The organism is Enterococcus sp. AZ149 (assembly GCF_051714285.1).
Classification (GTDB): Bacteria; Bacillota; Bacilli; order Lactobacillales; family Enterococcaceae; genus Enterococcus_D; species Enterococcus_D entomosocium.
This window is the reverse complement of sequence record NZ_JBIORO010000001.1, coordinates 536,209-561,367: the sequence shown is the minus strand read 5'-3', so window position 1 is coordinate 561,367 and position 25,159 is coordinate 536,209. Positions and strand designations below refer to the sequence as shown.

General features: G+C 38.1%; 20 protein-coding genes. 2 read left to right on the top strand and 18 right to left on the bottom strand.

Annotated elements, in window-relative coordinates; genetic code table 11:
• Nucleotides 1-198: 198 nt before the first annotated feature.
• The 16 genes from IGI94_RS02610 to IGI94_RS02535 form a co-directional block, all read right to left on the bottom strand.
• The gene (locus IGI94_RS02610) at nucleotides 199-1,674 is read right to left on the bottom strand and encodes a helix-turn-helix domain-containing protein (protein WP_016620737.1); all 1,476 of its coding nucleotides are present in this window, start codon (nucleotides 1,672-1,674) and stop codon (nucleotides 199-201) included.
• A 235-nt stretch (nucleotides 1,675-1,909) separates the two neighbouring features.
• The gene (locus IGI94_RS02605) at nucleotides 1,910-4,147 is read right to left on the bottom strand and encodes an ATP-binding cassette domain-containing protein (protein ID WP_420694568.1); all 2,238 of its coding nucleotides are present in this window, start codon (nucleotides 4,145-4,147) and stop codon (nucleotides 1,910-1,912) included.
• Nucleotides 4,148-4,507: 360 nt separating this feature from the next.
• A complete protein-coding gene (locus IGI94_RS02600; RefSeq protein WP_438899396.1) occupies nucleotides 4,508-5,089 on the bottom strand; it encodes a GNAT family N-acetyltransferase in 582 nt (193 codons plus the stop codon).
• A 166-nt stretch (nucleotides 5,090-5,255) separates the two neighbouring features.
• Complete coding sequence (locus tag IGI94_RS02595) at nucleotides 5,256-5,732, bottom strand: SAM-dependent methyltransferase (RefSeq protein ID WP_034872811.1); 477 nt, start codon at nucleotides 5,730-5,732, stop codon at nucleotides 5,256-5,258.
• An 85-nt stretch (nucleotides 5,733-5,817) separates the two neighbouring features.
• The gene (locus IGI94_RS02590; RefSeq protein ID WP_438899395.1) at nucleotides 5,818-6,636 is read right to left on the bottom strand and encodes a MerR family transcriptional regulator; all 819 of its coding nucleotides are present in this window, start codon (nucleotides 6,634-6,636) and stop codon (nucleotides 5,818-5,820) included.
• 178 nt (nucleotides 6,637-6,814) lie between these two features.
• Nucleotides 6,815-7,714: a DUF7916 family protein gene (locus tag IGI94_RS02585; RefSeq protein ID WP_016620742.1), complete on the bottom strand. Its 900-nt coding sequence runs from the start codon at nucleotides 7,712-7,714 to the stop codon at nucleotides 6,815-6,817.
• A 1-nt stretch (nucleotide 7,715) separates the two neighbouring features.
• Complete coding sequence (gene celB / locus IGI94_RS02580) at nucleotides 7,716-8,996, bottom strand: PTS cellobiose transporter subunit IIC (RefSeq protein WP_016620743.1); 1,281 nt, start codon at nucleotides 8,994-8,996, stop codon at nucleotides 7,716-7,718.
• Nucleotides 8,997-9,703: 707 nt separating this feature from the next.
• Nucleotides 9,704-10,447 (bottom strand): hypothetical protein, encoded by a 744-nt coding sequence (locus IGI94_RS02575; RefSeq protein ID WP_008377866.1) that lies wholly within the window; start codon nucleotides 10,445-10,447, stop codon nucleotides 9,704-9,706.
• A gap of 481 nt (nucleotides 10,448-10,928) precedes the next feature.
• Complete coding sequence (locus IGI94_RS02570; protein ID WP_061053736.1) at nucleotides 10,929-11,264, bottom strand: nucleotide pyrophosphohydrolase; 336 nt, start codon at nucleotides 11,262-11,264, stop codon at nucleotides 10,929-10,931.
• 334 nt (nucleotides 11,265-11,598) lie between these two features.
• Entirely contained in the window at nucleotides 11,599-12,456 is an 858-nt protein-coding gene (locus tag IGI94_RS02565) for a GRP family sugar transporter (protein WP_438899394.1), read from the bottom strand.
• Nucleotides 12,457-12,517: 61 nt separating this feature from the next.
• A complete protein-coding gene (locus IGI94_RS02560) occupies nucleotides 12,518-12,976 on the bottom strand; it encodes a PTS glucose transporter subunit IIA (RefSeq protein WP_061053734.1) in 459 nt (152 codons plus the stop codon).
• A gap of 12 nt (nucleotides 12,977-12,988) precedes the next feature.
• Nucleotides 12,989-14,314, bottom strand: coding sequence for a family 4 glycosyl hydrolase (locus IGI94_RS02555; RefSeq protein WP_429961722.1), 1,326 nt, complete (start codon nucleotides 14,312-14,314; stop codon nucleotides 12,989-12,991).
• 16 nt (nucleotides 14,315-14,330) lie between these two features.
• Entirely contained in the window at nucleotides 14,331-15,746 is a 1,416-nt protein-coding gene (locus tag IGI94_RS02550; RefSeq protein ID WP_194199285.1) for a PTS transporter subunit EIIC, read from the bottom strand.
• 18 nt (nucleotides 15,747-15,764) lie between these two features.
• Nucleotides 15,765-16,529, bottom strand: a complete 765-nt coding sequence (locus IGI94_RS02545; RefSeq protein ID WP_139960392.1) for a carbohydrate deacetylase — start codon at nucleotides 16,527-16,529, stop codon at nucleotides 15,765-15,767.
• 111 nt (nucleotides 16,530-16,640) lie between these two features.
• Entirely contained in the window at nucleotides 16,641-17,462 is an 822-nt protein-coding gene (locus IGI94_RS02540) for a PRD domain-containing protein (protein WP_061053730.1), read from the bottom strand.
• A 607-nt stretch (nucleotides 17,463-18,069) separates the two neighbouring features.
• Nucleotides 18,070-18,762, bottom strand: coding sequence for a MurR/RpiR family transcriptional regulator (locus IGI94_RS02535; RefSeq protein ID WP_438899393.1), 693 nt, complete (start codon nucleotides 18,760-18,762; stop codon nucleotides 18,070-18,072).
• 38 nt (nucleotides 18,763-18,800) lie between these two features.
• Between IGI94_RS02535 and IGI94_RS02530 the strand changes: the two genes are divergently transcribed.
• Nucleotides 18,801-19,418, top strand: a complete 618-nt coding sequence (locus IGI94_RS02530; protein WP_061053728.1) for a hypothetical protein — start codon at nucleotides 18,801-18,803, stop codon at nucleotides 19,416-19,418.
• Nucleotides 19,419-19,429: 11 nt separating this feature from the next.
• Complete coding sequence (locus tag IGI94_RS02525) at nucleotides 19,430-20,740, top strand: PTS sugar transporter subunit IIC (protein ID WP_438899392.1); 1,311 nt, start codon at nucleotides 19,430-19,432, stop codon at nucleotides 20,738-20,740.
• A 543-nt stretch (nucleotides 20,741-21,283) separates the two neighbouring features.
• Here the strand turns inward: IGI94_RS02525 and IGI94_RS02520 are convergent.
• A complete protein-coding gene (locus IGI94_RS02520; protein WP_438899391.1) occupies nucleotides 21,284-23,110 on the bottom strand; it encodes a UvrD-helicase domain-containing protein in 1,827 nt (608 codons plus the stop codon).
• The gene (locus tag IGI94_RS02515; protein ID WP_438899390.1) at nucleotides 23,088-24,869 is read right to left on the bottom strand and encodes an ATP-dependent nuclease; all 1,782 of its coding nucleotides are present in this window, start codon (nucleotides 24,867-24,869) and stop codon (nucleotides 23,088-23,090) included. The genes IGI94_RS02520 and IGI94_RS02515 overlap by 23 nt, the downstream gene beginning before the upstream one ends.
• Between the last annotated feature and the right edge of the window lie 290 nt (nucleotides 24,870-25,159).

The window sequence follows — 25,159 nt, the reverse complement described above, 5'->3', positions numbered from 1 at the left end:
TATCTACATACGAGTTCCGATTTCTTAAAAACGAAGGTTATTGAGACGAAAAAAACTGTAAGTGTATCACGCGTGGTCCTTACTAAACTAAGAATAGCGTGGTCCTTTAGCAAAAGAAAATCATTATTTTCATAAACACCTGAAATAGATGAATAAATAACCTACCTCTTTCACTGTGTGAAAGGTACGGGAATGGGTTTAAAAAAGCGGTTTTTGATACGGGTTTATTTTCCGTTCAAGATGTTCCCAATCTCGATCATCTGGAAGAGATTTTAATAATAAATAATCTGTTTTGACTTTGTAATCGACGAGATAGCGATTGTAATTGGTCACGATCAAATCAATATGTGATCCATTTAGCGTCTTCTTTGTTAAATATTGCAGCTGCACAAAGGTCAACTCGTGCTTGCTGCCAAACCGCTGGATTGCTCGAGTTTGAATGTGCTGGCACACAAAATGATCTCCTTCTAGGAGAAAATAAATGGTTTTTGCTGGTGCGTAATAATCGAAAATCAACTCGCTATAAATTGTTAAACTGACACAGATGTCTTCTAAGTAAGCACTAGACAAAGAGAGTTTTTTGCTCTGCTCCTTAAGAAATTGTAAGTTCTTTTGATAATTCTCGCTGTTGGAACGCATGATCACTTCTTTGATATCATCCATTTCCTTGTTCAAAACCGGCGCAATCGCATGGTTTATTTTCCTCGATAAAAAGAAAGAACGTAAAAATGTTGCAACCGTAATGGCTTGCTCTTTGGGCACATCATGGTTCTGCAGAAACAATTCGGCCACGTTTGCAATCGCTGTACCTTGATGAAACTGACGGTAAAATTTTTGCTCTCGTTCTTCTTGATCCAAGGTTCGCTTACACAGGGTGACCAAGTAAATCCAAGCAAATTCTTCTTTGGGCAACTGGGTCTGATAGATTTCTTCAATGCCTTTTTTCAAGGAATAAAGTTTGGCGAAACTATTCCCTTTATACGCTTGCCTGACCAGTTCTTTGGGCACAGTGATATGATAGCCAAGGCTCGCGCGTTTGATGGCAATATAAAACGTATAGTAAAACGCTGCGGGGGTCGCCCCAGATCCGATTTCATAATAGCCGAACTTGTCATCCAATTGCCCTAAAATCAGGTCATGCAATGCTTGGTCTGGGACCAATGTATAGATCGTTTCGACCCCTTCATAATAAAAATCTTTGAAAAACTTACGTAAGTTGGCTTCGCTTCCTTCAATCGTTAAAGGATTGGAGGTCCATTGTAAGCCATAGCTTTTCAAAATAGGGTTGCGCTGATTGAGTAAGCGCCGAAATGTACTCTCTGAAAAATGGTAATGATGTGCTAGCTCATCCACCTTAGCTAACTTGCCATGAAAGATATTCCCGATAATTTCAAATAAGCATTCATTTTTTAACAAACTTTGTTTTCTTTTTTGATATTCTGTAGGCTTTTTCTCTTCGAAAACAAACCCGCTATTGCCGGAAACAAGAACTATACTGTCCCCAAAATATTCTTTCATGTATTTGATATCATTGGCAATCGTCCGCTGAGTTACCTGATTGCGCTCAGCTAAGTCGCCAATCGTAAACACCCGATCTCGCTCAATCGTACTCAACAGCCGAAACAACCGCGCGGTTGTGCGGTTGCTGATGAAGGCCAATTGCAGCTCTCTCATCCACTCCACTCCTTTTTCAAGAGATTCTTTTCTATACTATTACATAAATAGACCACTATTTGGTAATTATATACTCAAATTTACAGTATTTTTATCAAAAAACCTACTAATAATGAAAAAAATAGCGTTCTGAATTTTATTTTCTAACTTGTAATCGCTTCTTCGATGGAATGAAAAAAAGCCGCAAGCAACACTCGATGAAAAGAGCTGCTTACGGCTAGTCTTGGCTTTTTCGTTAAAATAAATACTGCGCAGTAATCGACGATTGACAATTGATCAGTTGTTCTGGGGTTCCTTCGTACAAGATTTCACCACCGCGAATCCCACCATCAACACCGACATCGATCAGCCAATCCGCTGCTTTCATGACCTCAAGGTTGTGTTCGATCACGATCACCGTGTTGCCTTTTTCTACTAATCGTTCGATGATCGCCAAGATGCTTTTGATGTCGGCCATGTGCAATCCGGTCGTTGGTTCATCCATAATGTAGATATTGCCTTTTTTGCTTAATTCTTTTGCTAACTTCAGTCGTTGGCATTCACCGCCAGACAAGGTATTTAATGGCTGTCCGAGGGTCATGTATCCTAGACCTACAGCCAAAATCTGTTTTAGTTTTCTTTGAATCGCTTTTTCCTCAAAAAACTCCACCGCTTCCGTGATACTCATGGCAAGGACTTCATCGATCGACTTGCCTTTCAAGCGATACTGGTAGACTTCTTCTTTAAACCGTTTGCCGCCGCATGCCTGACACAAAACCTCGACGGAATCCATAAAGGACAGCTCCATCTTGATGGTCCCGTGGCCCTTACACGTTTCACAAGCACCTTCGGAATTGTAGGAAAAAAGACCTGCTGAAACCTTGTTTTCTTGCGAAAACAACTTGCGAATGTCATTCATGATTCCTGAATAGGTTGCAGGATTAGAGCGAATATTCCCCGCCACCGCTGATTGATCGATCGTAATGGCTTCAGGGTATTCTTTGGCAAAAACACCATTTACCAAACTGCTCTTTCCAGAACCAGCGACACCGGTCACCACCGTAAATACCCCTAATGGCACCCGCAGTGCTGTATTTTTCAAGTTATGCAGCGTCGATTTTTTCGTTTCGATAAACTGTTGGCTTCTGCGAGGGGCTTCTTTGAAATCCACCATCTGTCCAAAGGCTTTTCCAGTCAGTGTATCTGAGCGCAGCAAACCTTCAAAGGTTCCTTCGTAAGTAATATAGCCGCCATTTTTTCCAGCTTTAGGACCAACATCGATAATGTGATCGGCTGCTTTAATGACATCTGGGTCATGCTCCACTACGATGACGGTGTTCCCTTTGTCCCGTAGTTTGACTAACAATTCATTCAATCGATGGACATCCCTTGGATGCAGCCCAATACTCGGTTCATCAAAAATGTAGATCACATCGTTCAAGCTAGAAGACAAGTGTTTGACCATTTTTACCCGCTGACTTTCCCCACCAGAAAGCGTCGTTGTTTCACGGTCTAAGGAAACATAATCCAACCCGATATTGATCAGATCAGTGATTCTCGCTTGGATGTTTTGAAGCAGGGGTTGGACACTCTCCTCCGAGATTTCTTGAAGAACCGTCAATAGTTCATCCACTTGCATCGCCAAAACGTCCGCAATCGAATAGCCCGCGATTTTACACGCGAGTACTTGTGGATTGAATCGCTTTCCCTGACAGTCAGGACACTTCTGCTCATTCATGAAAGAAGCGATTTTCTTCTGCGTAGCAGCGGAGCTTTCATTGCCACCTTTGATATTGGAGCGATTAAAACGAGCGACTAAGCCTTCATAGGTGGAACTCATGCCTTCCATATACAAGGAATCGATTTTTTCTCCTTGGGCATACAAAAAGCGGTTCATTTCCTCTTCGCTATATTCTTTCAACGGCTTGTCATTGTCAAAAAAGCCCGTATTGGTGAAGGACTTCAGTAGCCAAGAGCCGACTTTGTAGCCAGGAAGCAGGATCGCCCCTTCGTTCAAGGACTTTTCAAGATCCAGTGCCTTTTCTAAATCTAACCCGACGATCCGCCCAATCCCTTCGCAAGTGGGACACATCCCATGAGGGTCATTGAAGGAAAAATTCCATGCAGGACCTAAATACGGTTGACCAAGACGAGAAAAAAGCAAGCGGATCAAGGGGTTGATATCCGTGATCGTCCCTAATGTAGAGCGGGAATTGCCGCCTAAACGGCTTTGATCAACTACTACCGCCATCGAAAGATTGTCGATGGCATCCGCATCGGGCTGGCTGTATTTTGGCAAAAAGTTGCGGACAAATTTCGAAAAGTTCTCATTCAGCTGTCGACCAGCTTCTTGTGCGATCGTGTCAAAGACGATCGATGACTTGCCAGAACCAGAGACACCCGTGAAAATCGTGATTTTTCTTTTGGGAATCTTCAAGTCAAAGCCCTTCAAATTGTTCTGCCTGGCGTTGTGGATCGTAATGTATTCCTGCATGCTATACCTCCCAGATTCTATTGAATTTTTACAGTGAGCGACCATTATAGCACAAACATTCTCGCTGTTTCTCGGAATTTTGCAAAAAAACTATGTTTATTTTATGTTTTGTTCTCAATGTTGGAATAGCAAGGATAGAGGGCTTATGCAATTTTTCAATAACTGTTGCATAGGAAGGAATTTAGAGTGCGAACGAAGTTAGAAGATAGAGCGAAGAAGGAGTATTTTGAATGACCTTAAATTGCTAAAAGGTAAAAAACAGTCCATTTCCCCTTGCTTGCAAAGTGAAATGGACTGTTTTCATGAAATAACCTTTAATCGTTTGAAGCCGAATGTTAGAGATCGGCCAGATCAGCCAGATCAGCTCAATACAGTTGACGGAAACATTTTGATCAATGTCACCGTTTCTTCTGCCCCATAATCCCCTTCGGCATATAAAGTAAGATACTCTTCCAACAAATAGTCAGCAAGGTCTTGGGTAGATTGCGTAAAACCAGCCTTTTCGTAAGATCTGACTGCAGGGATATTTTTTCTCGACGGCCGCATCATCAATTTTTGAATGCCGAATGTTTCATGTAAATGATCACCGAGGGTTACGATCGCATCGGTACCAAATCCTTTGCCACAATGAACTTCCCGATTCAACCAGATATCCAACTCTGCTATGCCGTCTTTTAGATGAAATGAGGAGTAGCTAATAAAGCCAATCGGTTGACCTGCATGTAGAATCAAAAAGCCTCTGCCATCTTGCGGTTGGGCACCAGTAAAGTAATACTCTTGATAGTCCTCAAAAAACTCTGCTTCAGTGGCGATCGGTGCATTAGGATAAGAAGGTGGTCCGGAATGATATTTTGTGGTTTCAGAGTGAAAACACCATTGATAGACCGCCTCTTTATCTTTGATTTCCGCAGGGGTTAAAGTGACTTTGTTGCCTGTTAGCATGTGGTGTACTCCTTTCGCTCTTCCTAATGTTCCCCCCAATTATAGCGGAGGATGTCCCTTAAAAACAAACCGCGTTTTTTCTTTACTTGAATCGAACATCGACATTTCTTAAATTTTCATTGTTGCGCCAACAATCTTCCGATTGATTCCTCTATTTTTTCATCCTCTAAAAATTAAATTCATTTTCCCAATTAAAATCAGCAGATTCTTCTAAACTGTTCGGCCAATGATGGCACCAGGAAGGAACTCTGGGCACTTCTACTCGATCCAAACTTGGTGTGTACGGTTTGATATCTATTAGTGGCGTTTGGTCGTTTGCATCAATATAAGGAATAGAAAGAATTCCTTTCTCAACATCGACTGATAATACTTGAACAACACTTAATGCAATTGGATTTGGTCGGATGGGTGATCTCGTAGCAAAAATCCCCATTTTTTCAGGCGCATGTTTATAGGGTTGCTCAGCATCCAAAATCATTCGATACTTTGCATCCGCAAAATCACTGAACCACCATACTAATTGAAGGTGACTAAATCCTTCAATCCCTGCTAAAGCTGGAACATATTCTTTCTTTAGCTTGAGCAAGCATCCGTCCTCATTGTTTTGAATGATTCCGATCGGTTGTAGTTTATATTCTGTCATTTTCTTTCCTCCATTTCCTCTTTGTGCTCTTAGAATAGTGCCTGACACAATGTGAGAGTCAAGAAAAAATAGAAAAATCTGCTACTCATCGTTTTATGAGTGGTATTTGTATTTCAGTCAAATAACTGCTTTCCTCCTGCTCATTCCAAGGACCGCGATGCACGATTTGCCTGTCTGGTCCGTCCATTTGGTAATAAGGATGTTCTTGTAGCCACTCAGCCAAGGACAAATAGACGTTGGCTATGTTGGAGAATGCACCGTACACCATCGTGCACGCCATAATTGGCACTGCTTCCGTTTCGTAGATGGAAAATACTTTGGAATCTACTTGCAGGCCTGCTTTCACTTGCACACACAATTCAACATCGACATTTTTTTCTTTAAACTCTTGGTCGTGATAAATCGAAAATGATTGTCCGAAATTCTTTATTTTATGAAGCTCCATAAAAGTGGCTAGTTCTCTCCACAGTTCCTCTTCAGCAAAATAATTTGGTATGACTTTGCGAAGGGAGAGCACATGATAACTCGGGACTGCTTTCATTGTGACCTGATAATGGCGCTCTGTTCGTTCCTTCGTCAATTCTAATTTAGCCACTTCTAGTTTGATTAATTTTTGTTTTTCCACCTCTATAGTTGTCTCAATTTCATCTTTTTTTCTTTCTAATTGTTCTGCAAGGAAGTCCTGCTCTTGGTTTTTCAGCAACACCGCAATTTCTGCTACACTAAAGCCGCTATCACGTAAATAGAGTATTTTATTGAGTTCAGGCAATTGAGCAGCCGAATACAGTCGATAACCAGTAAACATATCAATCCTATCGGGCTTTAATAGACCCATCTCATCATAGTAACGCAACATTCTGATACTCACTTGAGAGAGCTTTGAAAATTCACCTATCTTAAACATACGCACCTCCGATAGATTTATTATAAAAACACTTTATCCACACTTCAATGCTACTCACTATAAAAAACCGAAACAAAGAGTTCACTCTCTGTTTCGGTCTTGCTTCATTATTCAACACTCAACGAAAAATTCTTCTAACACTTCTTGCCTTTCATAGGCATGTGACCATTTGTTCCACCTAACGGTTCACTGAGACGGCCATTCGGTGATAGGTATGGCGCTTGCCTCTGATGGCGATGGATAGTTGCAAGATGTTCTCGGGATCAGCGGTCCCAGAAAAACCCGCATCTCCGATATGATGAAGGTCGCAACCGGCACGTTTGCTAGTCAATGCCAAGGCACGGATCGTGCCTCTATCTGCACCTTCTTGTGTAGTACCGATGGTGCCCATGACCAACTGCCCTTTTTGGTGAATAAAGGCTACAAGATCACTCATGTGTTGTTCACTCAGACCAGGAATCGTGCCTGCAATGGGTACAAGAATAACATCGGCTCCAGCTTGAATGAACGCAGACGCAATTTTTTCATCTAACACGGGTTCATTGACACCAGCTCCGTGCATTTTTCCAGCAATAATGATCCCAGAGAAAACGGCTCTTGCTTGTTGGATTGCCGCTGTGATTTCCTTATTTGAAACGCCAGTGGAAGGATTTCCTGTCAGACAGATAAAATCAAATCCAAGTGCTTCTGCACGAGCCATGTTTTTCTTTGTTGCCAAACGCCCAGTAGCGATAGTTGTCAACTGTTCCATCTGCTCCGCACAATCGTCGACAGGCTCAAGATTGACCCCAATAGGCCGCCCCGTTAAGCACTGCAAAAAGCGAATGGGGTCATCCGTTGTCGGTAAACCTTTGATAGCGCCGTTTTCGCAATCAAAAAGGTTCAGCAAAATCAAATCCGCCCCAAATGCAGCGACGAATTCAGCATTGGTGATTCCTCTAGACATCGGATCGATCTGGACGTCATTTTCTGCTACGATCGTCCGACCTGCACTTCCTCGAATACTTTCCAATAGTTGGTCTTTATCAAATGATTTAAAATCAGCTGCCGTGCAATTCAAAAATCGTTTTGTCTTCATTTTACGCCCCACTTTCTGAACCGAGTTCACTGGCTAATGTCCGATTATCCAGCATTTTGAAGAATGGATAATAGATGGCGATAGAAACCGTCAGATTCACCAGCTGTAAGATTGCCCCCGAAATATGTCCGCCTGTGGCTAGATAACCACCGATGATTGGCGGCATCGACCAGGGAACCAAAACGACGGCAGGTCGGACGATCCCCATGGCAACTGTCGTATAAGAGATAATATAGCAAACGACCGGTGTCAGAATATATGGGAACAAAATCAATGGATTCATGACAACGGGCAACCCAAACATGATGGGTTCATTGACATTAAAAACCGTTGATGGAAATCCGAGTTTCCCCAACTCTTTTAAATACTTACTTTTACTTCTGACTAAAAGCAAGATCGCCAAGCCCAAAATCACCCCACTACCGCCAATCCAGACAAAGGTATTCATAAAGGTATAATTGATGATATGCGGAATCGTTTCGCCGTTTTGAAAAGCGATCCGATTCTCATCGATCATTTGAATCCATGTCGGCTGCAGGACGCTCAGGACCAAGTCCCAACCGTGGATGCCCACTGACCAAAACAATGACGTAAACATAATGGCAAACAGACCGCCTATAAAGCCTCCGCCAATGATCGATAAAGGTTGTCCCACAAGGCTATACAGCAGATCATGAACATTCGTGTTGCCGAATGATTCCACTAATAAACGAATCACCCAGAAAAGCGAGAGGCAAAAGAATGAGGGGATCAATGCAATAAAGGAGCGACTGACCGCCGGGGGAACGTTTTCTGGCATGCGAATCACGATATTCTTTTGTACGAATAATCGGAAGATCTCCGCCGTGATCAGGCTGGTGATGATTGCTACGATCAGCCCGCGGCTACCAAGATAAGACATTTGAATGCCGCCATCTTCAATCGGAGTGACTAAAAGAAAAATCGACGCTGCCAATACACCGGCAGATAAACCGCTGACGCGGTAAGTGGTTGCTAAACTATACGCAATAGCAAAGGAATTGAACAGCGCCATCACACCAAAGGTCACTTGGACGACAAAGTCTAATTTACTGCGCCATTCCCCGCCAAAAATACTAGTAACAAATAGGTTAAAGCCTTCCCATGGAACGTTGGATAAAATAACAAAAATGGAACCGATAATGATCAAAGGCATCGTGGTGACAAGTCCATCACGGATGGCAACTAGATGCTTTTCACCGCCAATTTTCATTCCCCATGGCAGCATTTTTTCTTCCATAAATTTCTTTAACGAATCCTTCATAAGCTTCCTCCTTAACCTTAAAAGATCGCTGAAAGAGTGCGTTCAGGTATCTTTTCGAAGTGTGAATAGAAACCAAGGCTTGCCACCTTCAAGAACCTAGGATTGAAGTGCTGATCGCCAAAACGCTATTGCTATGAACACAGTAAGAACGTAAGGCATTGGATTTCTCAACTATGACTGCCTATTTTCCATGCAACTGTTCTCAACTGATCTTCACACCTTTTATTTGCCGCAAACGATCCTGCGCATGAACCGTTTCAAACGACAAAAAAGGCATTGGACAAGATTGTCCAATGCCTTTGGCATAGCAAAATAAGCGTCCAGCATCCCACGGTTTTTGCCCAAAAACCTGCCTGAATCTACTAGAAATCGACAAGGAAATCGGGTACAATAAACACGTTGATGCCTTTGGCGATCAACTATGGCAACTTGATTGGTCATCCTGCTTAGGGGTCTGACTGATCAGGGCCTCGTAAGTCTGCGCCAACAGAATTACGGGGTGCCTATTTTTTTGGTTTCTATTCGCTTACATTTTATAGAATGTTTTTGGGAAAAGCAAGCGAACATTGCAATAAAATTGTAAATAATGGTCAAAAAAATAAAAAACTATTGTGATTTGTTCGATTGAAATAGAAAATAGTGATTACTTTGCGTATTTATAAAAAAAGGAGGACCGAATCATCCATGATTCAGTCCTCCTTTTCGCGTTAGACAAATACAAACAAAATTCCAGAGCAGATCGTGCCTACCAATAGCCCACGAATACTGCCTTCCCCTTCATTGGGTAACTCAAATTTGATGATATTCACCAGCAAAGCGCCGGTGATCAAGGCTTCAATGATGACCACCAAATAGTAGGGCAATGATACAAAGAGGGAGAACGCCGCTCCCGCGAAAATACTGAAGGAAAGCACAAAGCGGCCATATTTGTTATAAAGGGCACCATGATGGTGATAGAGCAACCAATCGTTCATGAGAAAGTGCAAACCAAAAGCGATAAAGTAGGTCAAAATGTAGAAACGCTCTGATAGCGTATTGGCAATCACGATATAGCCGATCATAATATTATAAATCACATGAAAAGCGATATCCGACCAAAAAAAGGCGTTTTTGGCACTGGTGATGTCTTTCTTTTCTAACACCATAAACGTCCGCTCATCGATTTTGTAGATCACGTAACTGAAGACTAAGCCAAACAAAACGATGCCATAGACCCCATGACTATAAAAAATCCCCGAGTCCCAGCCAAATTCATCAATCAACACCGTTTGAAAATACGCCAAATGGGGCAATAGATGAACGATCGCATAGGAGATTCCTACCCCAGCGGCAAAGGAGCTCATGTATTGCACGTTTAGTTTTCTGGATGAGATAACATTTGAAAATAGATGGATGAAGATAAACCCTAAAGTGATCATGCAATTCACAAAATTGTTTGTTAAATACGTCATTGTTTTCTCCTTCTTACATTCCGTTTACAGCATCGTTTAATCGCAATTTTCAATAACAAAGTCTTTTTAATTAGTTATTTTTGGTTATTTTCATGAAATATTCTTGTTTACTATACAGTAAGTGGGCTTGGGGGGCAATAGGTTTTTTAGGTTTTTGGGGAGAAATCTTTTTGATAGAAAACGCCCTTCATTGTTGCCGATTTTTTCCCGATGATCTTGTCTTCATTTTCGGATAGGATAATCTTGTTTTTGCTCGAGCAGACAGTAGGTCTAACTTCATTTTTTATCAAAAATTGCGCTTATTTGAAGTTAACTTCAACTTTCCGAAAAATTGTAACCAATTTGAAGTTATCTTCAACTTTCTCAATTATGACAGATTTTTGACGTTCGTAACCAATCGAAGATGAATTCAGAAAGCCGTTGCTGCTCCTATTCCATCAAAAAAAGAAGCAAGAACCTGCAGCGTCCTTGCTTCTTTTTGTTACAATTCATTATACTTCTTTTTCGAATCTTTACTTTCTTTCACCGGATACTTCATGTTGTTTTTTTCCAGCTTTTCTTTGATGATCTCATCAATATCAAGACCCAAATTGTCTGCCAGCATATAGGAATAAATCAGAACATCGGCAATTTCTTCTTTTAGATGTTCGAAATCTTGAGTGGCTTCTTCAGGTGTTTTCCATTGAAAAATCTCCAACAATTCGGCGGCTTCGATGGAGATAGAAATAGCTAGATCTTTTTCATTATGGAATTGTCGCCAATTGCGATCATCTCGGAATTTATTGATCCGTTCCATTGAAGAGGGTTGGTTTTGCATGGTAGGCCTGGCTCCTTTCGTTTTGTAGGGTTAAGAGTTTTTGGATGATCGGTTTTTATCATCTCTGAATGGTTGGCGAATAGTTATCCATCCCTTTTAATACGGACTCTGATTTCATATAGTCTTGTAAGTGGTTGGTTATAGAGTTATTTCTCCGTGGCTCACTTGTTTTTGTATGTTGTTGTATTGAAAAATGCTTTCACATAAAATACATGTTTACAATACAAAGGAATCGAATACTATTGATTCTAGTATAGCATTGTGATTTTTGTTCTTAAAGCATTTGACGAATGAAGAGCACTGAAACATCTTATTAAACTCGTCTTTTTCAAAATCACTTGATGAAACCAATAAGCAATATTCCTCCAATTATGCAAGCTCCCCCTAAGCTCAATAAAAGAAATTCTTTACGCTTTTTCTTCTGCTTGAAAACCAACAATCCGCCATACATGGAAATCAAAACAGCAAATTGTGAAAAAGTGAAACTCTTTGCTACCCCTAGCATTGGGATCATTAAAAATAGACTAATGTTCGCCATACTCCACGCAATGCCCGTACTAATATTTTTTCTGATTTGCTGCCAATCAATTTCTCTTTGTTTAAAAAAAGCAAAAACAGCTGATGCACTCCACATACCTATTGCTTGCGGAAATAATATACCTGAGCCGCTTACTTGAAATGCCTGCGGCAAAACTATATATAAGGTTAAAGCCGCAGAGGAAAGCGACAAATAGGCAACTGCTTTTCGGTTTGTCCGCTTTTGATTCTCTAATGTTTGTTTTTCTTTCCATGACGTCAGCCATATACCAAGTACAATCAGCAATATCCCTCCACTGCCAATCAGCCACATGGAAACATTTGTCCACTCTTGGAAAAAGAAGGCGGCAACAAAGGTTGTCCCTATTAGTTGAGTACCATTAGAAATAGGCATTGCTTCTGATACCGGTAAAAATTGAAACGAGTAAAATTGGAAGTATTGTCCAATCGCCCAAAAACATCCAGAAATAAATGCGATCATGACGGAAATATTTGTAAATTCTGGTTTTATAAGAAAAGTAAACAATAAGCTGACTGACACAGCAGCAGTTGTCGTTCCAACTAACTGATTAATTGGTTTGGCTCGAGTCAGCTTCGCAATAAGCGGCATGACACCCCATCCTATCGCTGGTAAAAAATAAAAGAATATCATCATTTCTCCTATAATATACGCTTAAGAAAAGACTGAGCGAAAACCTCAGCCTTTTCTTGCGTTTTTAAAATTGATAGCAATCGTCTTGTATCGATACTTGTTGATTTGTTTTCAGCAGTTTTCCTTTCGACAGGTCAGGTGAAACAACGATGATAGCTGCATCTTTTTTTGCTTCAACCAGTTGTTGCAAATCCATCTCAGCTAATAAAGTACCACAAGGCACTTTCTGACCGATGGTGACGTGAATAGAAAAAGGTGCCCCTTTTAGTTCAACCGTATCAATCCCCATATGGATCAAAACTTTCTCTCCTGATTTACTGCCAATTGTTATTGCATGATACGTTGGAAAAATATTTTCGATCGTTCCTTCAACGGGAGAATAGACATGACCGTCATGATCGATGATTGCATAGCCCTCCCCCATCATTTTCGAGGAAAACACTTGGTCTTTTACAGCTGCCAAAGGAATAATTTGACCTTTTGCCACAGCTCTCAACACTTTTTTTTCTTTAAAAAAGAGCACGTTCCATCACCTCTACTTTAATTCAGGCCAATATTCTTTATTTGCCTCAATCATTTCATCTAAGATTTTTTTAGCCACTCGCGCATTCGGAACAGTCTGATTCAATGTGAATGCCTGCAATGCTTTTTGATAAGACCCTTCAAAGTAAGCATCAACAAGGAGTTTTTCAGCAGCCACTTGCGCCTCCATTAATCCCTTGTGAAAGTCACAAATCGGTTCTCTCAGTGCAATCGGCTCCACTCCCGTTGCTCCCACGTAAGCAGGCACCTCAACTACGGCATCCGAACGCAGATTAGGAATTGCTCCTTGATTGGGCACGATCAGCATAAATCGGCGCCGTTCATCATTTAATAAAGATGTCGCCATATCCACAATGTATTGTCCATGCTCACCAAAGTTAAAATTTAAGACATCTTCTTTCTCTCCGCGTCGGATTTTATCTGCCATTTCTTTGGTATTTTTCTCACGGCCATCCATCACCATATTTGCTCGCGTATATTTTTTGTCTGTATGCTCTACAACCATATCTGGATACAAATAATACTCTAAGTAATTGTTAGGGATATTGTTTGGAAAATTTCTCGTGATGACTGACATCATTTGAAACGCTTCTTGCCAAGTTTTATCCCCTGCATTAAAGTCAGCAACCTGCATTTCTTGTGCTGTCAGCTTTTCAATAATTTCCGGCATGATTTCTCGTTTTAGCTCTTTATCATAGATAGAGGTATACCAGCCAAAATGATTTAACCCATAATATGTCGGTATCCAATTTTCACGGTTGTAACCATAGTTGACGGCAATCGTTTCTTCGATCGAGATGGTCATGTCGCATGCATTGATCATTTTTGCATTTGGGTACGTTCTGCGAACCGCTTCAGAGACGATCGATTCTGGATTTGTATAATTCAAGATCCATGCTTCAGATGCATAATCTTGCACATAACCGACGATCTCTAGCAATCCTTTCATTGAACGCATGCCGTACGCAAAACCGCCTAATCCACACGTTTCTTGTCCAACTAGCCCATGATTCAAGGGGATTTTTTCGTCTTTTTCTCTCATTTTCATTCCGCCAACACGAATCTGCGAGAATACAAAGTCACAGCCAGTAAACGCATGCTTAGGATCTTCTGTTGAAATGATCTGGACATCTGAAAAGCCCTCTTTTTTCAACATAAACTGAATAATCAAGTACATATCTGCATTTCGTTCTGCATCAATATCATACAAACGGATTTCAGCTAACGGTAAACGTTGTGCATTATTTAAAATAGCCTGAACAATTCCTGGTGTATAAGTACTTCCGCCTCCAGCGATGGTAATGATTTGTTTTTTCATCCTATTTTCTTCCTTTCTATTGTTCCAATAATTTATCAAATTCAGCCATTACATATGTCACTTCTAACCCAATGATCACTTGATAGTTTTTTTCAGTTGGCTTGATAATCCCGCTCACGCCTAATTGCTTGATTCGTTGTTCCTCTACTAATGAAGAATCAGCAACTTCAACACGCAAGCGTGTGTTGCAGCTGTATGCATCCAAAATATTGTTTTTCCCGCCAAACGCTTGGAGCATTTTTTTTGCCATGTATTCATAATTTTTGCTCGCCAATCCCAACTCTGTTTCCTCTGGAGATATTTCTTCCCCAAATTCTGTCGCAGTTTCTCGGCCCAATGTCTGGATATTTCTCGCTTTAATCAAATAATAAAAGGTAAAGTAATACAAGGCGAAAAAGACGAGCCCAATTGGAAGGATCAGAATAGCATTCGTCGCGATACGGAAATTAATAAGATAATCTACAATACATGCTCCGAAAGTGAAACCAATTCGTATATTAAACAAATAACAGACGATCCCTGCTAGCCCAGCAAAAAAGGCATGGATCACATACAGCATAGGGGAGAGAAACATAAAGCTGAATTCAACAGGCTCTGTAATATTGGCAATAAACGATGTGGCAGCACCGCTTCCCATGATTCCTTTAACCATCTCTTTGTTTTCTTTATACGCTGCTTTGTAAATCGCTAAACAGATAGCTGGTATTCCAAACATCATCACCACAAAAAATCCTGATAAAAACAATCCTGCCTGCGGATCGCCATTAATAAAGCGTGTCATTTCTCCTCGGAAAACTTCCCCGCTAGGTGAAGTATAGCTTCCTAAATCGTAATATACATAGGTGTTCAAAACGTGATGCAAGCCAAAGGGAATCAACAATCGATTTAAAAACATAAAAATCCCAACACCGAGTGCCCCCATGTCAACCAGCATTTTGGCAAAATTGTCGATACCCATTTGTATGATCGGCCAAACCAAACCGAAAACAACCGCTGAGATCGTCTGTAAAATCATGACCATCGTCAAAGGAAATTTTTCACCCGCAAAATAAGAGAAAACCATCGGTAATTTTTGTTCCTTAAAGCGGTTATAAGTCCAAGCGGCAATCAGTCCGGAAATGATGCCCCCAAAAATACCCATACTTACTGCTGGATTCATAATCTCCAACCCTTTTTTCAAGGTAGCTATTGCTAAGAAACCAGTAAGTGCTGGTATTCCTTTGTCTTTGGTTTTAGCAAAACCAATTGCGACCCCAATCGCAAACAGGATATCCAAATTGCCGAAAACTGCATTGCCAGCCGCTCCCAAAACGGGAATATTCAACATGTCGTCAGCTGATAGCCGCATGATCAATCCTGCTAGCGGCATTGCTGCAACTGGCAACAGCATTGCCCGCCCTAACTTTTGTACATTTGCTTTAAAATTCGTCATTATTACATTCCTCCTATATTAAATTGTTTTGTAAGTAGTTAATTCAATCGACGGATCTTTCTTTACTTTCTGAGCAAACGACGAATGAATCAAAAATTCAACCTGCTTCACACGAGGATAAATGAAACTCGACCCCTCTAATAACTCCTGATCCAAATAAGCAGTATGACACATGACTTCGATCGTTTGGTTCCCTTGAAGCTTTTTATACAAATCCTTCAAATAGGCTTCAATAGACGTACTAATTTGTCTTTTTTTCACCTCTTTTTCTCCCACGTCATCAAAATACGGCTCAAAATAATCGACATGCCGCACTTCTTCACTTCGCTCAAAGTTTCCTCTGACGGGCAAATCATATTTTTTGGCTAAAGCAATCACTACTTCCTGATTGCTGCCAAAAGAATGCGTATGGTGATGGCTGTCTAAGTGCGTAGGCAAGATCCCAGCTCGATATACTTTTTGAATCTGAGCATTCCATTCTTGATAGAGCTGATCTTGGTCAATAGCAAATGGTTGCTGATAAAACTTCAACGGTCTAAATCGGCCACCTTCTGTTAGACTATCAACGTTTTCCAAAAGTGGTTTTCCGCATGTTAGGGTCAAATGAACCCCTACTCCTAGACCCGGCACCTCCTTTTTTAGTTTCACTGCATGTTCAAAACCAGGCATGTTTGCCATCAATGTTGTCGAGGTGAGGATCCCTCGCTGGTAGGCATCTAAAATGCCATAGTTAACACCATAGCTGTAACCAAAATCATCCGAATTAAAAATTACTTTTCCCATTTCATTCTTCCTTTCTTTTTCCGCTAAAAAAGCGCAACCAAATGAGCATAGCTTGTGTGCTATGTTTCATTCGGTTGCGCCTACCAACTAGTTACGCCCGGATTCACTTATTTAATAGATACGTGCTAAATGAATGGCTAAATAAATAACTTCATTCTCTTGAACTGCCAGTTGAAACTGGTTTTCTATGATTTCCTTGATTTTTAAAGCTGCTTGGTATGCTTCGCTGCTCTTAAAAGTTTCCGTAAAAAAGCCAAAATTTTCTTCTGGAGAGGCTTCGTTATAAATCAAACGCTTGACCAAGAACTTGATATGGATCATTAAGCGATGATATGTCAGTGATTCTTTATCAAAGTTTTCTAAATAAGATTTTTCTAAATAGCTCAAGATCGTTGTCGTCATTTCTAATATTTTCAAACTGTTCAAGCTATTGGGCTCACCTAATTCCGCATTTATAATGTGCATCGTGATAAATCCGACCTCATTTGCACCCAATTCCGTTTGATACTGGTGATTGATCCGTTCAACTACCTCGACAGCTGTATCATATTCGGTTGGATAAAGAAGTTTCATTTCTGGCAGCATAATGGCAGTTACATGACTGTCTTCTCTTTTTCTTTGAACGGCAAAATACATATGATCTGTCAATGTAATATAGATATTGGAATCTAATGGAGAGCTGATCCTAGTGGAAATCAGTTGAATCATCTCTTCAGTAAACTCAATAAATTCAATCGGGATTTGTGCAGCGATCTCACTAAATCGCTTTGTTTTTTCTTTTGAATCCAATGTGAAAATTTTATCTGCAAACACTGGATCAAATGGCTGATTGACTACCGCTGAAAACCCAAGACCTTTCCCCATTGCTATTTTTTCAACTCCATCATCATCAATCAAAACGGCATTATGATTCAGTTTTTTTACCACAAACATTGATTGTCCCCCTTTCCGCATAGTTCTTCAAAATTAGAATAACTATTTTTCTGAAACTATCGAGTTGTTTTCAAACAATAAAAAACGACCAAAGAAAGAAACCTTTCTTCGGTCGTGCCTAATTTAATAGTAGCACCCTATCACTTATGGACACAGTTTAGCATACTATGAAACCGGTATCAAGGGTGAATTTATTTTTTTGAATAATTATTGAGAGTGACAAGAATTGCTCAATCAATTATATTGATTCTCATTTATTCAAAAAAGATAAACCAATCGCTCTTTATAAATATTTTAATGAACAGTTAGAACAAAAAATGTATAGAAATATTTCTATTTCACTTACATAGCACTTAGGGTTCCTTTCTTAACAAAAAAAATTTCATTTTATTTCAAACTACTTCACTTATCTTATAAATAAAATACGAATAATGATTAAAACTAGCGAGAACAATAAAATGAAGCTTTGCTGATTTAAAAGCTGAGAGTATAATTTTTAAACAAGTTTTTAAATTTCAAAACATGTTTTTAATATCGAGAGAACACTTACATTCGTTTTGAAACCATTTATACTAATGAATGAAGAAACAGTGGCCACATCGTTCTTCTAGCTAAAAATAGCTAATAATGCTTCACTCAGTAAGATTTCAAATTGATTTAATGTTGTTCCAAAAAAAAGATTGGGTTGATAATCTGATATTCTTTTCGGTGCATATGTTTCAGTACTGATTGTTAATGTCGCCAAGTTACCTATCTTTGAATTCTTTTCACCAACAAAAGCAATCAAATCAATATGATGATCGTTCGCAACTTTAGCTAATTCAGCTAAGCGAACCGTATCCCCTGAATTTGAGATAATAAAAAGCAGGATATCGCTTTGAACATTTTCTCTCAAGAATTCAAGATGACTATTGGCAGTCGCACGGAAACCATGTAGATTAAGAGCTTCAGAAAAATAATTTGCTATATTTTGAGAAAATCCTGATCCAAGGATCATCATTCGTCTATCTTGGTAATCAGACATCAGACGAATAAATGTCTCTTTTTCTTTGTCTGAACAGATTTTAGGCAAGATCATACTGTGCCGCTGATTGCCTACCGAAAAGACTAATTCACTATATCCTGTAAAGCCAATTTTTTTAGCCATTTGTATAATTGTAGCAGTAGAAACATAAGAAGCTTTGGCAACATCTCGAATACCTAAGTTTTTTAATGACTGACGATTTTTCCACATAAATCTTAAGACATCAGCTTCTGAATTGTTCAACTGATATTTGTCGATAAGCATTTCAATATCCATAAGATCCACCTCAAATTTTTAGTTAGGAGTATTATATCATGACAGAAAGTAAATTCATTCAAGATCCATGGGCAAAGATGACCACACGTAACGGGCTGCGAGGAGATGAAGTTATTTCTGCACTACAGAAATCGATTCGCCGTGGAAAGGAAAAAGATGCTTGCGAGTTTGCATATGAAATGTACATTACCTCGCCACAATTTGAAGAAAAATTATGGCGACGCTTATTGGCAATTAGTGTAGAAGATGTAGGAATGGGTAATCCTTTAGCTGCCATCATGATTAATAATTTGAACGTGATGCGTAGAGAATTCCAGTATAATGAATCAGACCGTGCAATGTATTTCTTCCATGCAATACGTTACTTATGTGATTCTGAAAAGGATCGTTCATCCGATTTACTCAAAAATATCGTTATAAAGAGCTTCGCTATGGGCTATATTCCAGAAATACCAGATATTGCTTTGGATAAACACACCACTCGTGGGCAAGAAATGGGGCGAGGGTCCGAACATTTTTTATATGAAGCAAGTAAAGTAATTCCTCAAGCCGATATTGATAATAATTACAAAGAACAATATGAAAAAATAATTGAGAAATATGATCCAGAACGTGTCGTGCCAAGTGCTTTTGCTTTCAACCCTTGGCAAGTATAGGAGGAAATAGTATGGAAAATTCTGCACTTGTCATAAAGCTTAATGAAATACTGAGTCCATTAGCAGCTAAAATTGGAAATCAACGTCATTTGAAAGCTATATCCAGTGGGATGATGTTCAGTCTGCCTTTTATTGTTATCGGTTCTTTTTTTCTGATTTTTGCCAATCCACCTATAAATATTGACCGTTACAACCCAGAAACAGCAAATTACTTCATGCAATTCATGGCCGGTTGGAAATATTTTGCAGTAGCAAATTATGATGTAATTACTGCGCCTTATAATTTGACGATGGGTATCATCGGTTTGATCAATGTTTTTGGTATTGCCTTCTCACTTGCTCATGAATATAAATTCAATGCATCCATGAACGGAATGATCGCAGTAGTCATTTTTCTAACGGTTTGCACTCCTGTGAAAGATGGAATGATTTCACTAGATTTTTTAGGTACGAATGGCCTTTTCGTTGCAATTATCATCGGTTTACTTGTCGTAGAGGTGAATCGCACTTTTGAAATAAAAAATATCAAGCTGAAACTTCCAGATACTGTCCCACCAATGGTCGCAACCTTTATCAATATGTTGGTGCCACTACTTACTAACATCATTATTTTTTATGGCGCCAATCTAATTGTCTTATCGACAACAAATACAATTTTCCCAGAAGCAATAATGCAATTACTAACGCCTGCAACAAACATTGCTGGCAGTTTAGGAGGTTTTTTATTTATTGTAACTTTAGGGAATATCTTGTGGATGTTTGGTATTAACGGCTCCTCAATTATCTTCCCAATCGTCTTCACGTTAGGAATCGCCCAAACTGGCTTAAATGCTGAACAAATGACAAATAATGAGACGATGACCCACTTGATGAATCTTCAAATGTTCCGTGTTTCCGTTCTTGGCGGAGCTGGTGGAACCTTGGGATTAGTGTTACTAATGATGCGAAGTAGAGTTCCAGAATATCGTACGATAGGAAAATTATCATTAATCCCTGGAATCTGCTCCATCAATGAACCAGTCATCTTTGGATTACCAATCGTCTTCAATCCTATTTTAGCAATTCCATTTTTATTTACACCTATTGTCTCTTTATTATTAACTTATTTTGCTCAGCAATTTGGATGGATTGGATTAGGATTTATAATTGATCCCTCATTCACACCTTTCTTTGCGCAAGCCTATCTTTCTAGTATGGATTGGCGTAATATTATTTTCTGCTTCGTACTTATCTTGGTCAGCATTTTTATTTACTATCCATTCTTTAAAATAATGGAAAATAATAGAATAAAAATAATAGATGATAAGCTAGAAAGTCTATAAGGAATAACTGAAATTATACTGAATTTTTAGTACTAATTGATAGGAATCAAGCTAAGTGTCTCTCAGCGTTTATAAACTTAGGACCGATAGAAATGACTCTATAATTCATGGGACAGATGAATCAGAATTGATTCTTCAGTCCCATGAAACTGACTAAAATCAATAAATAAAAAAACTTCAAATGCTGGTATATCAACATTTGAAGTTCGTACTATATGATTACCCCACAGACCCTTCCAGTAGATATTCTAAATATCATAGTCTGAAATTAACTGTCAAACTAATAATTTTAATAGGATTTTAAAAATTTTACATCACTAAACTTCAGCAACTAGTAAACAAATGGCATTCAATTTGGCATTCAAAAAATTAGTTTGTGGGGCACATAGGAAAGCAAAATATACTTTCATAAAAATAATATCATTCATAAAATTATGTTTTAACTATTAACATTCTTCGGACCAGCTATTTGTCCAATTCCGTTCAATTTTCTAATCATGCTCTCTTATTCTTTATTAAATTCTTATTTTTCTCTAGTTACAACTATTGCTGGTATTCAATATACTCTTCAAGTTCTAAAACAAAAGGAGAAACACCTTGACTGAAAGTTCTTCCAGAGCTATTACAATACCACCCTGAATATAGTAAGTGAATTTCATCTTTCGCTCTAGTAATTCCGACATAAAACAACCTTCTAGACTCGTTAACCTTTTCTTCATTAATATTTATCCATGGTATTCTTCCATATTCTAAACCAAATATAATAACATACTTAAATTCCAATCCTTTAGAGCTATGCAAAGTGTATAGGTTTAAGTGGTCTTTAGAACCTACTTGGCGAGATAGTGAAGACACTTTAAAGTCTTTTAACTGCCCTTTTTCTGCTGAAGTAATTAGCTTATTGAATTCTGTAAAAACATCTGGCTCATCAGAGAAGCAACTCTTTAAATCTAATATAATTTGTTCTTTAAAAATTTGAAGCCAACTATATAAATTTGATTCACTATCTCTATTTTGATCCAAAAATTTAAATAGTTTTGCTTTCTTTTCTTCTATTTTTTTTTCTGAAATTTTAATATTCAGAAAGAAATCACAATAAGTTTGTTCAATATCATAGTATCTTGGATTTCCCTGTAACCGTCCACCTGAACACCACATAGCACAATTTTCTATCCATAAAGTTAGTTTATTCTTATTGTAAGGAGCATTTCCATCTACTCTAATAAATTGATATCCAGCTTTAGTTACTCTTTCGGCTATCTTATCTCCATCATTTTTATCAATATATAGGATACCTATATCACCAAGAGTATTTGAAGACTCTGAAGAGAGAATATCAGGAACAATTGTTTGACAAATGTAATCACATTGTGATTCTAAACCATCTTTTATTTCATGAAATTCAATTTTACCTTCTCCTTCTCTACTAGATATAAAATCTCGATCTTCTAGTAAAGTTGCTATTGAAGCTTTTACAATTACCTCCCTCGAACGATAATTCTTCTTCAATTGTACTTTTAAAATTTCGGAACGATTAGCTAGCTCATTTAATAAATGGGGTTTAGCACCTGTGAAACCATAGATTGATTGGTCTGGGTCCCCAACGGCTAAAAGACGCACATCATTTTCTAAACATAGAAGTCTTACAATTTTATCTAACGATGTTCCTAAATCTTGATATTCATCAACAGCTAAAATAGGAAACTTTGCTCGCAAAATATTTTGTATCCATTGATGCTCTTCAATCATCCATAACCCATGCAAGACCATATCATCATAATCTATTAATCCCTGACGATGCAGTTCAGTCTCATAATTGATAATCCACTCTGCTATATCACTATCATCTGTTGCCCAATCAAATGAAGTTCTTTCTACAAAAGTTCGTCTGTATACATCAAAAGCTATAAGGAACCCGCTATTTATCCTTTCACGTTTACCTATTGTCATATTGAAAGAATTCAACTTAGCAGAATATATTTCTTGAGATGTTGCTACCTTAATTTTGTTTGGTAAATTTGTCTTCACTAAATGTCTGAAAGGTTTGATTACATGATTCAAACAAAATGAATGGACTGTACCAATAAAAATTGAAGAAGACTCATAAATTCCTATCTTATTTAGTTTTTCCTTTAATTCTCTCGCACACTCTTTATTGTATGTTAGACATGCCACTCCTTGAGGCGGCTCAACATCTTCATTTATCATTTTTGCCAATTTTAAAGTAAGTACTTTCGACTTACCACTTCCTGGACCTGCAAGAACAACACAATTCCCAGTAGAATTGTAAACTATTTTTTGTTCTTCATTATTTTCTAAATCTCTTGCTGCTTCTTTATAGAGAAATTTATTGAAGTTGGGAGACGACATATTCAATTGCCTCCTCTACGTACTCAGGTATTTTGGTTTCATCTGTAAGATTAGTTGACAATCTTTGCGCAAATCTTCCTTTACCAATTTTCTCTATATCAGATAAATACTTTTCTTCATAACCTTCAATGTTATCATTATCTTTCCATACTTGAGCTCTACTAGCGGCATTTTTAGAAGGAGATAATTCTAAAAGTGTATTTGTAATCTCATCGGACATGGTATTAAAAAGATCCACTTCTAAAGTATGGGTATTCGAAAATATTCCCTCTTCTTCTCCATATCCTATAAGATCATTAATCTCACAATCATCGTGATCATAGTCCTCATCTATAAAGTTTAATAATTTAATTAGTCTATTATGAATAAGAGGCTTTTTTCCACCTAGTTTTGGATCATAATCCGTAAGAATCGAAATTGGAATGTTTAAACCTTTTTTGCCTAAAAGTTTCACATATGGTAAGAAGTTAGTTCCTGATACTGAGCAAATAGTAATTCCATATTTATCCAAATCTATCCCTATCACTTTAGCTAGTGAAGGAAGTAAAAATTCTTCAGCATCTCCTTCAACTAGAATAACTCCTTTTGAAAACAAAATTTCTCCTCTAGTGACATTAATATATCGTTCTAAATCTTTAATATCTTTGTCATCTAACTCAATAATTGCTGTAGAAACTATCTCAGTAGATTCTTCATCGCTAGATTTTCTTAACAGGACAATTGATTTCAAAGGAGCAACACTTGCAATGTGTGGTGAATGTGTCGTTAACACATTTGAAATACTATGAAGCTGGTGTTTCTGACCATCTTTTGAAATAACCTCATCATGATTCAATAAATATTTATATAGCAGTCTTTGTAAATGTGGATGTAAATGTGCTTCTGGTTCCTCAACTGCAAAAAATGTATGAGCGCGCTGATTTTCATCTACATACTGTTCTAAAGATAGAAGTTTTAAAACTAAATATAACAAATTTGATGAACCCAAACTGGCCTCATTAATTCCTCTGTCTCCACCATCTATAAACATTTTTATAGCTCTGTACAATTTGGATGCATCTGCTGGTGTGAAACCTAAACTTGTTTCAATTGCATGATTATCTCCCACTATATTTTCCAATTTTGAATTGATTTTTTTCGTTAAAACTTCAATCTCTTCTAATTCTTTTAAAGAATTAGTTGATTGCGTAATCTCCTCAGCAACTTTTTCAAGTTCTTCTTCTTCCGTTTCCTTGATTGCTTTTTCTATTAGTGGTCTTAAAGGCGATTTTTTCCAATTGGTTAAATCATTTTCTGTATCTCTTAAAGCTGATAACACTTCAAACGGCAACCATTTCCTTTGCTCGTAATTAAAGTTATTTTCTGTATTTGTTCCGAATACTTTAAAATTATACGTTATATTATCATCATCTTCTTCAGGAAAAAATCTGTAAGTTAAACCTGCAGTTAATGGTTTTTCCTTTACTAAAAAATCTGAAAGAATTGAAACTAGCTTATCATTATCTTCAAAATCTGTAAGTTCAATATTTATCACTATTTCTTCATCTTTTAAAGGTCTTGGTAAGCCATCCCAAAAATCGGATTCTTGTAATATCCGATTTGAATCAGGTAACTTTGGGTCTAAGATTAGCCGTAATGCATGCAAGAAATTAGATTTTCCAATTTTATTTTCACCAACAATTACCATTTGCTTCTCTAATTCAACTTCTGCTAGTTTAAAGTTTCTAAAGTTTTTAATCTCTACTTTATTAATATACATATAACATCCTCCTCTTTATTTCATAATCAACCGTTAATACGCTGTCAAAACAATTATATCATAGTCATCACATATCAAAAGAATAATCAAATGTATCGTTCTTAGTTATCAATCTTCAAATCATGTGAAAAAATATTGTAAAGAACTTCAAAGATTGAACTTAATCCAATATATCCATCTGATTTGTTTTCTCTGTTTGTTAATTTAAAATAAACACTTACTTCTTAAAGGGCTCTAAGTTCACATATGCCTCATATTTTTTTCTTCATAAATCCAAAATAAACAGCAAA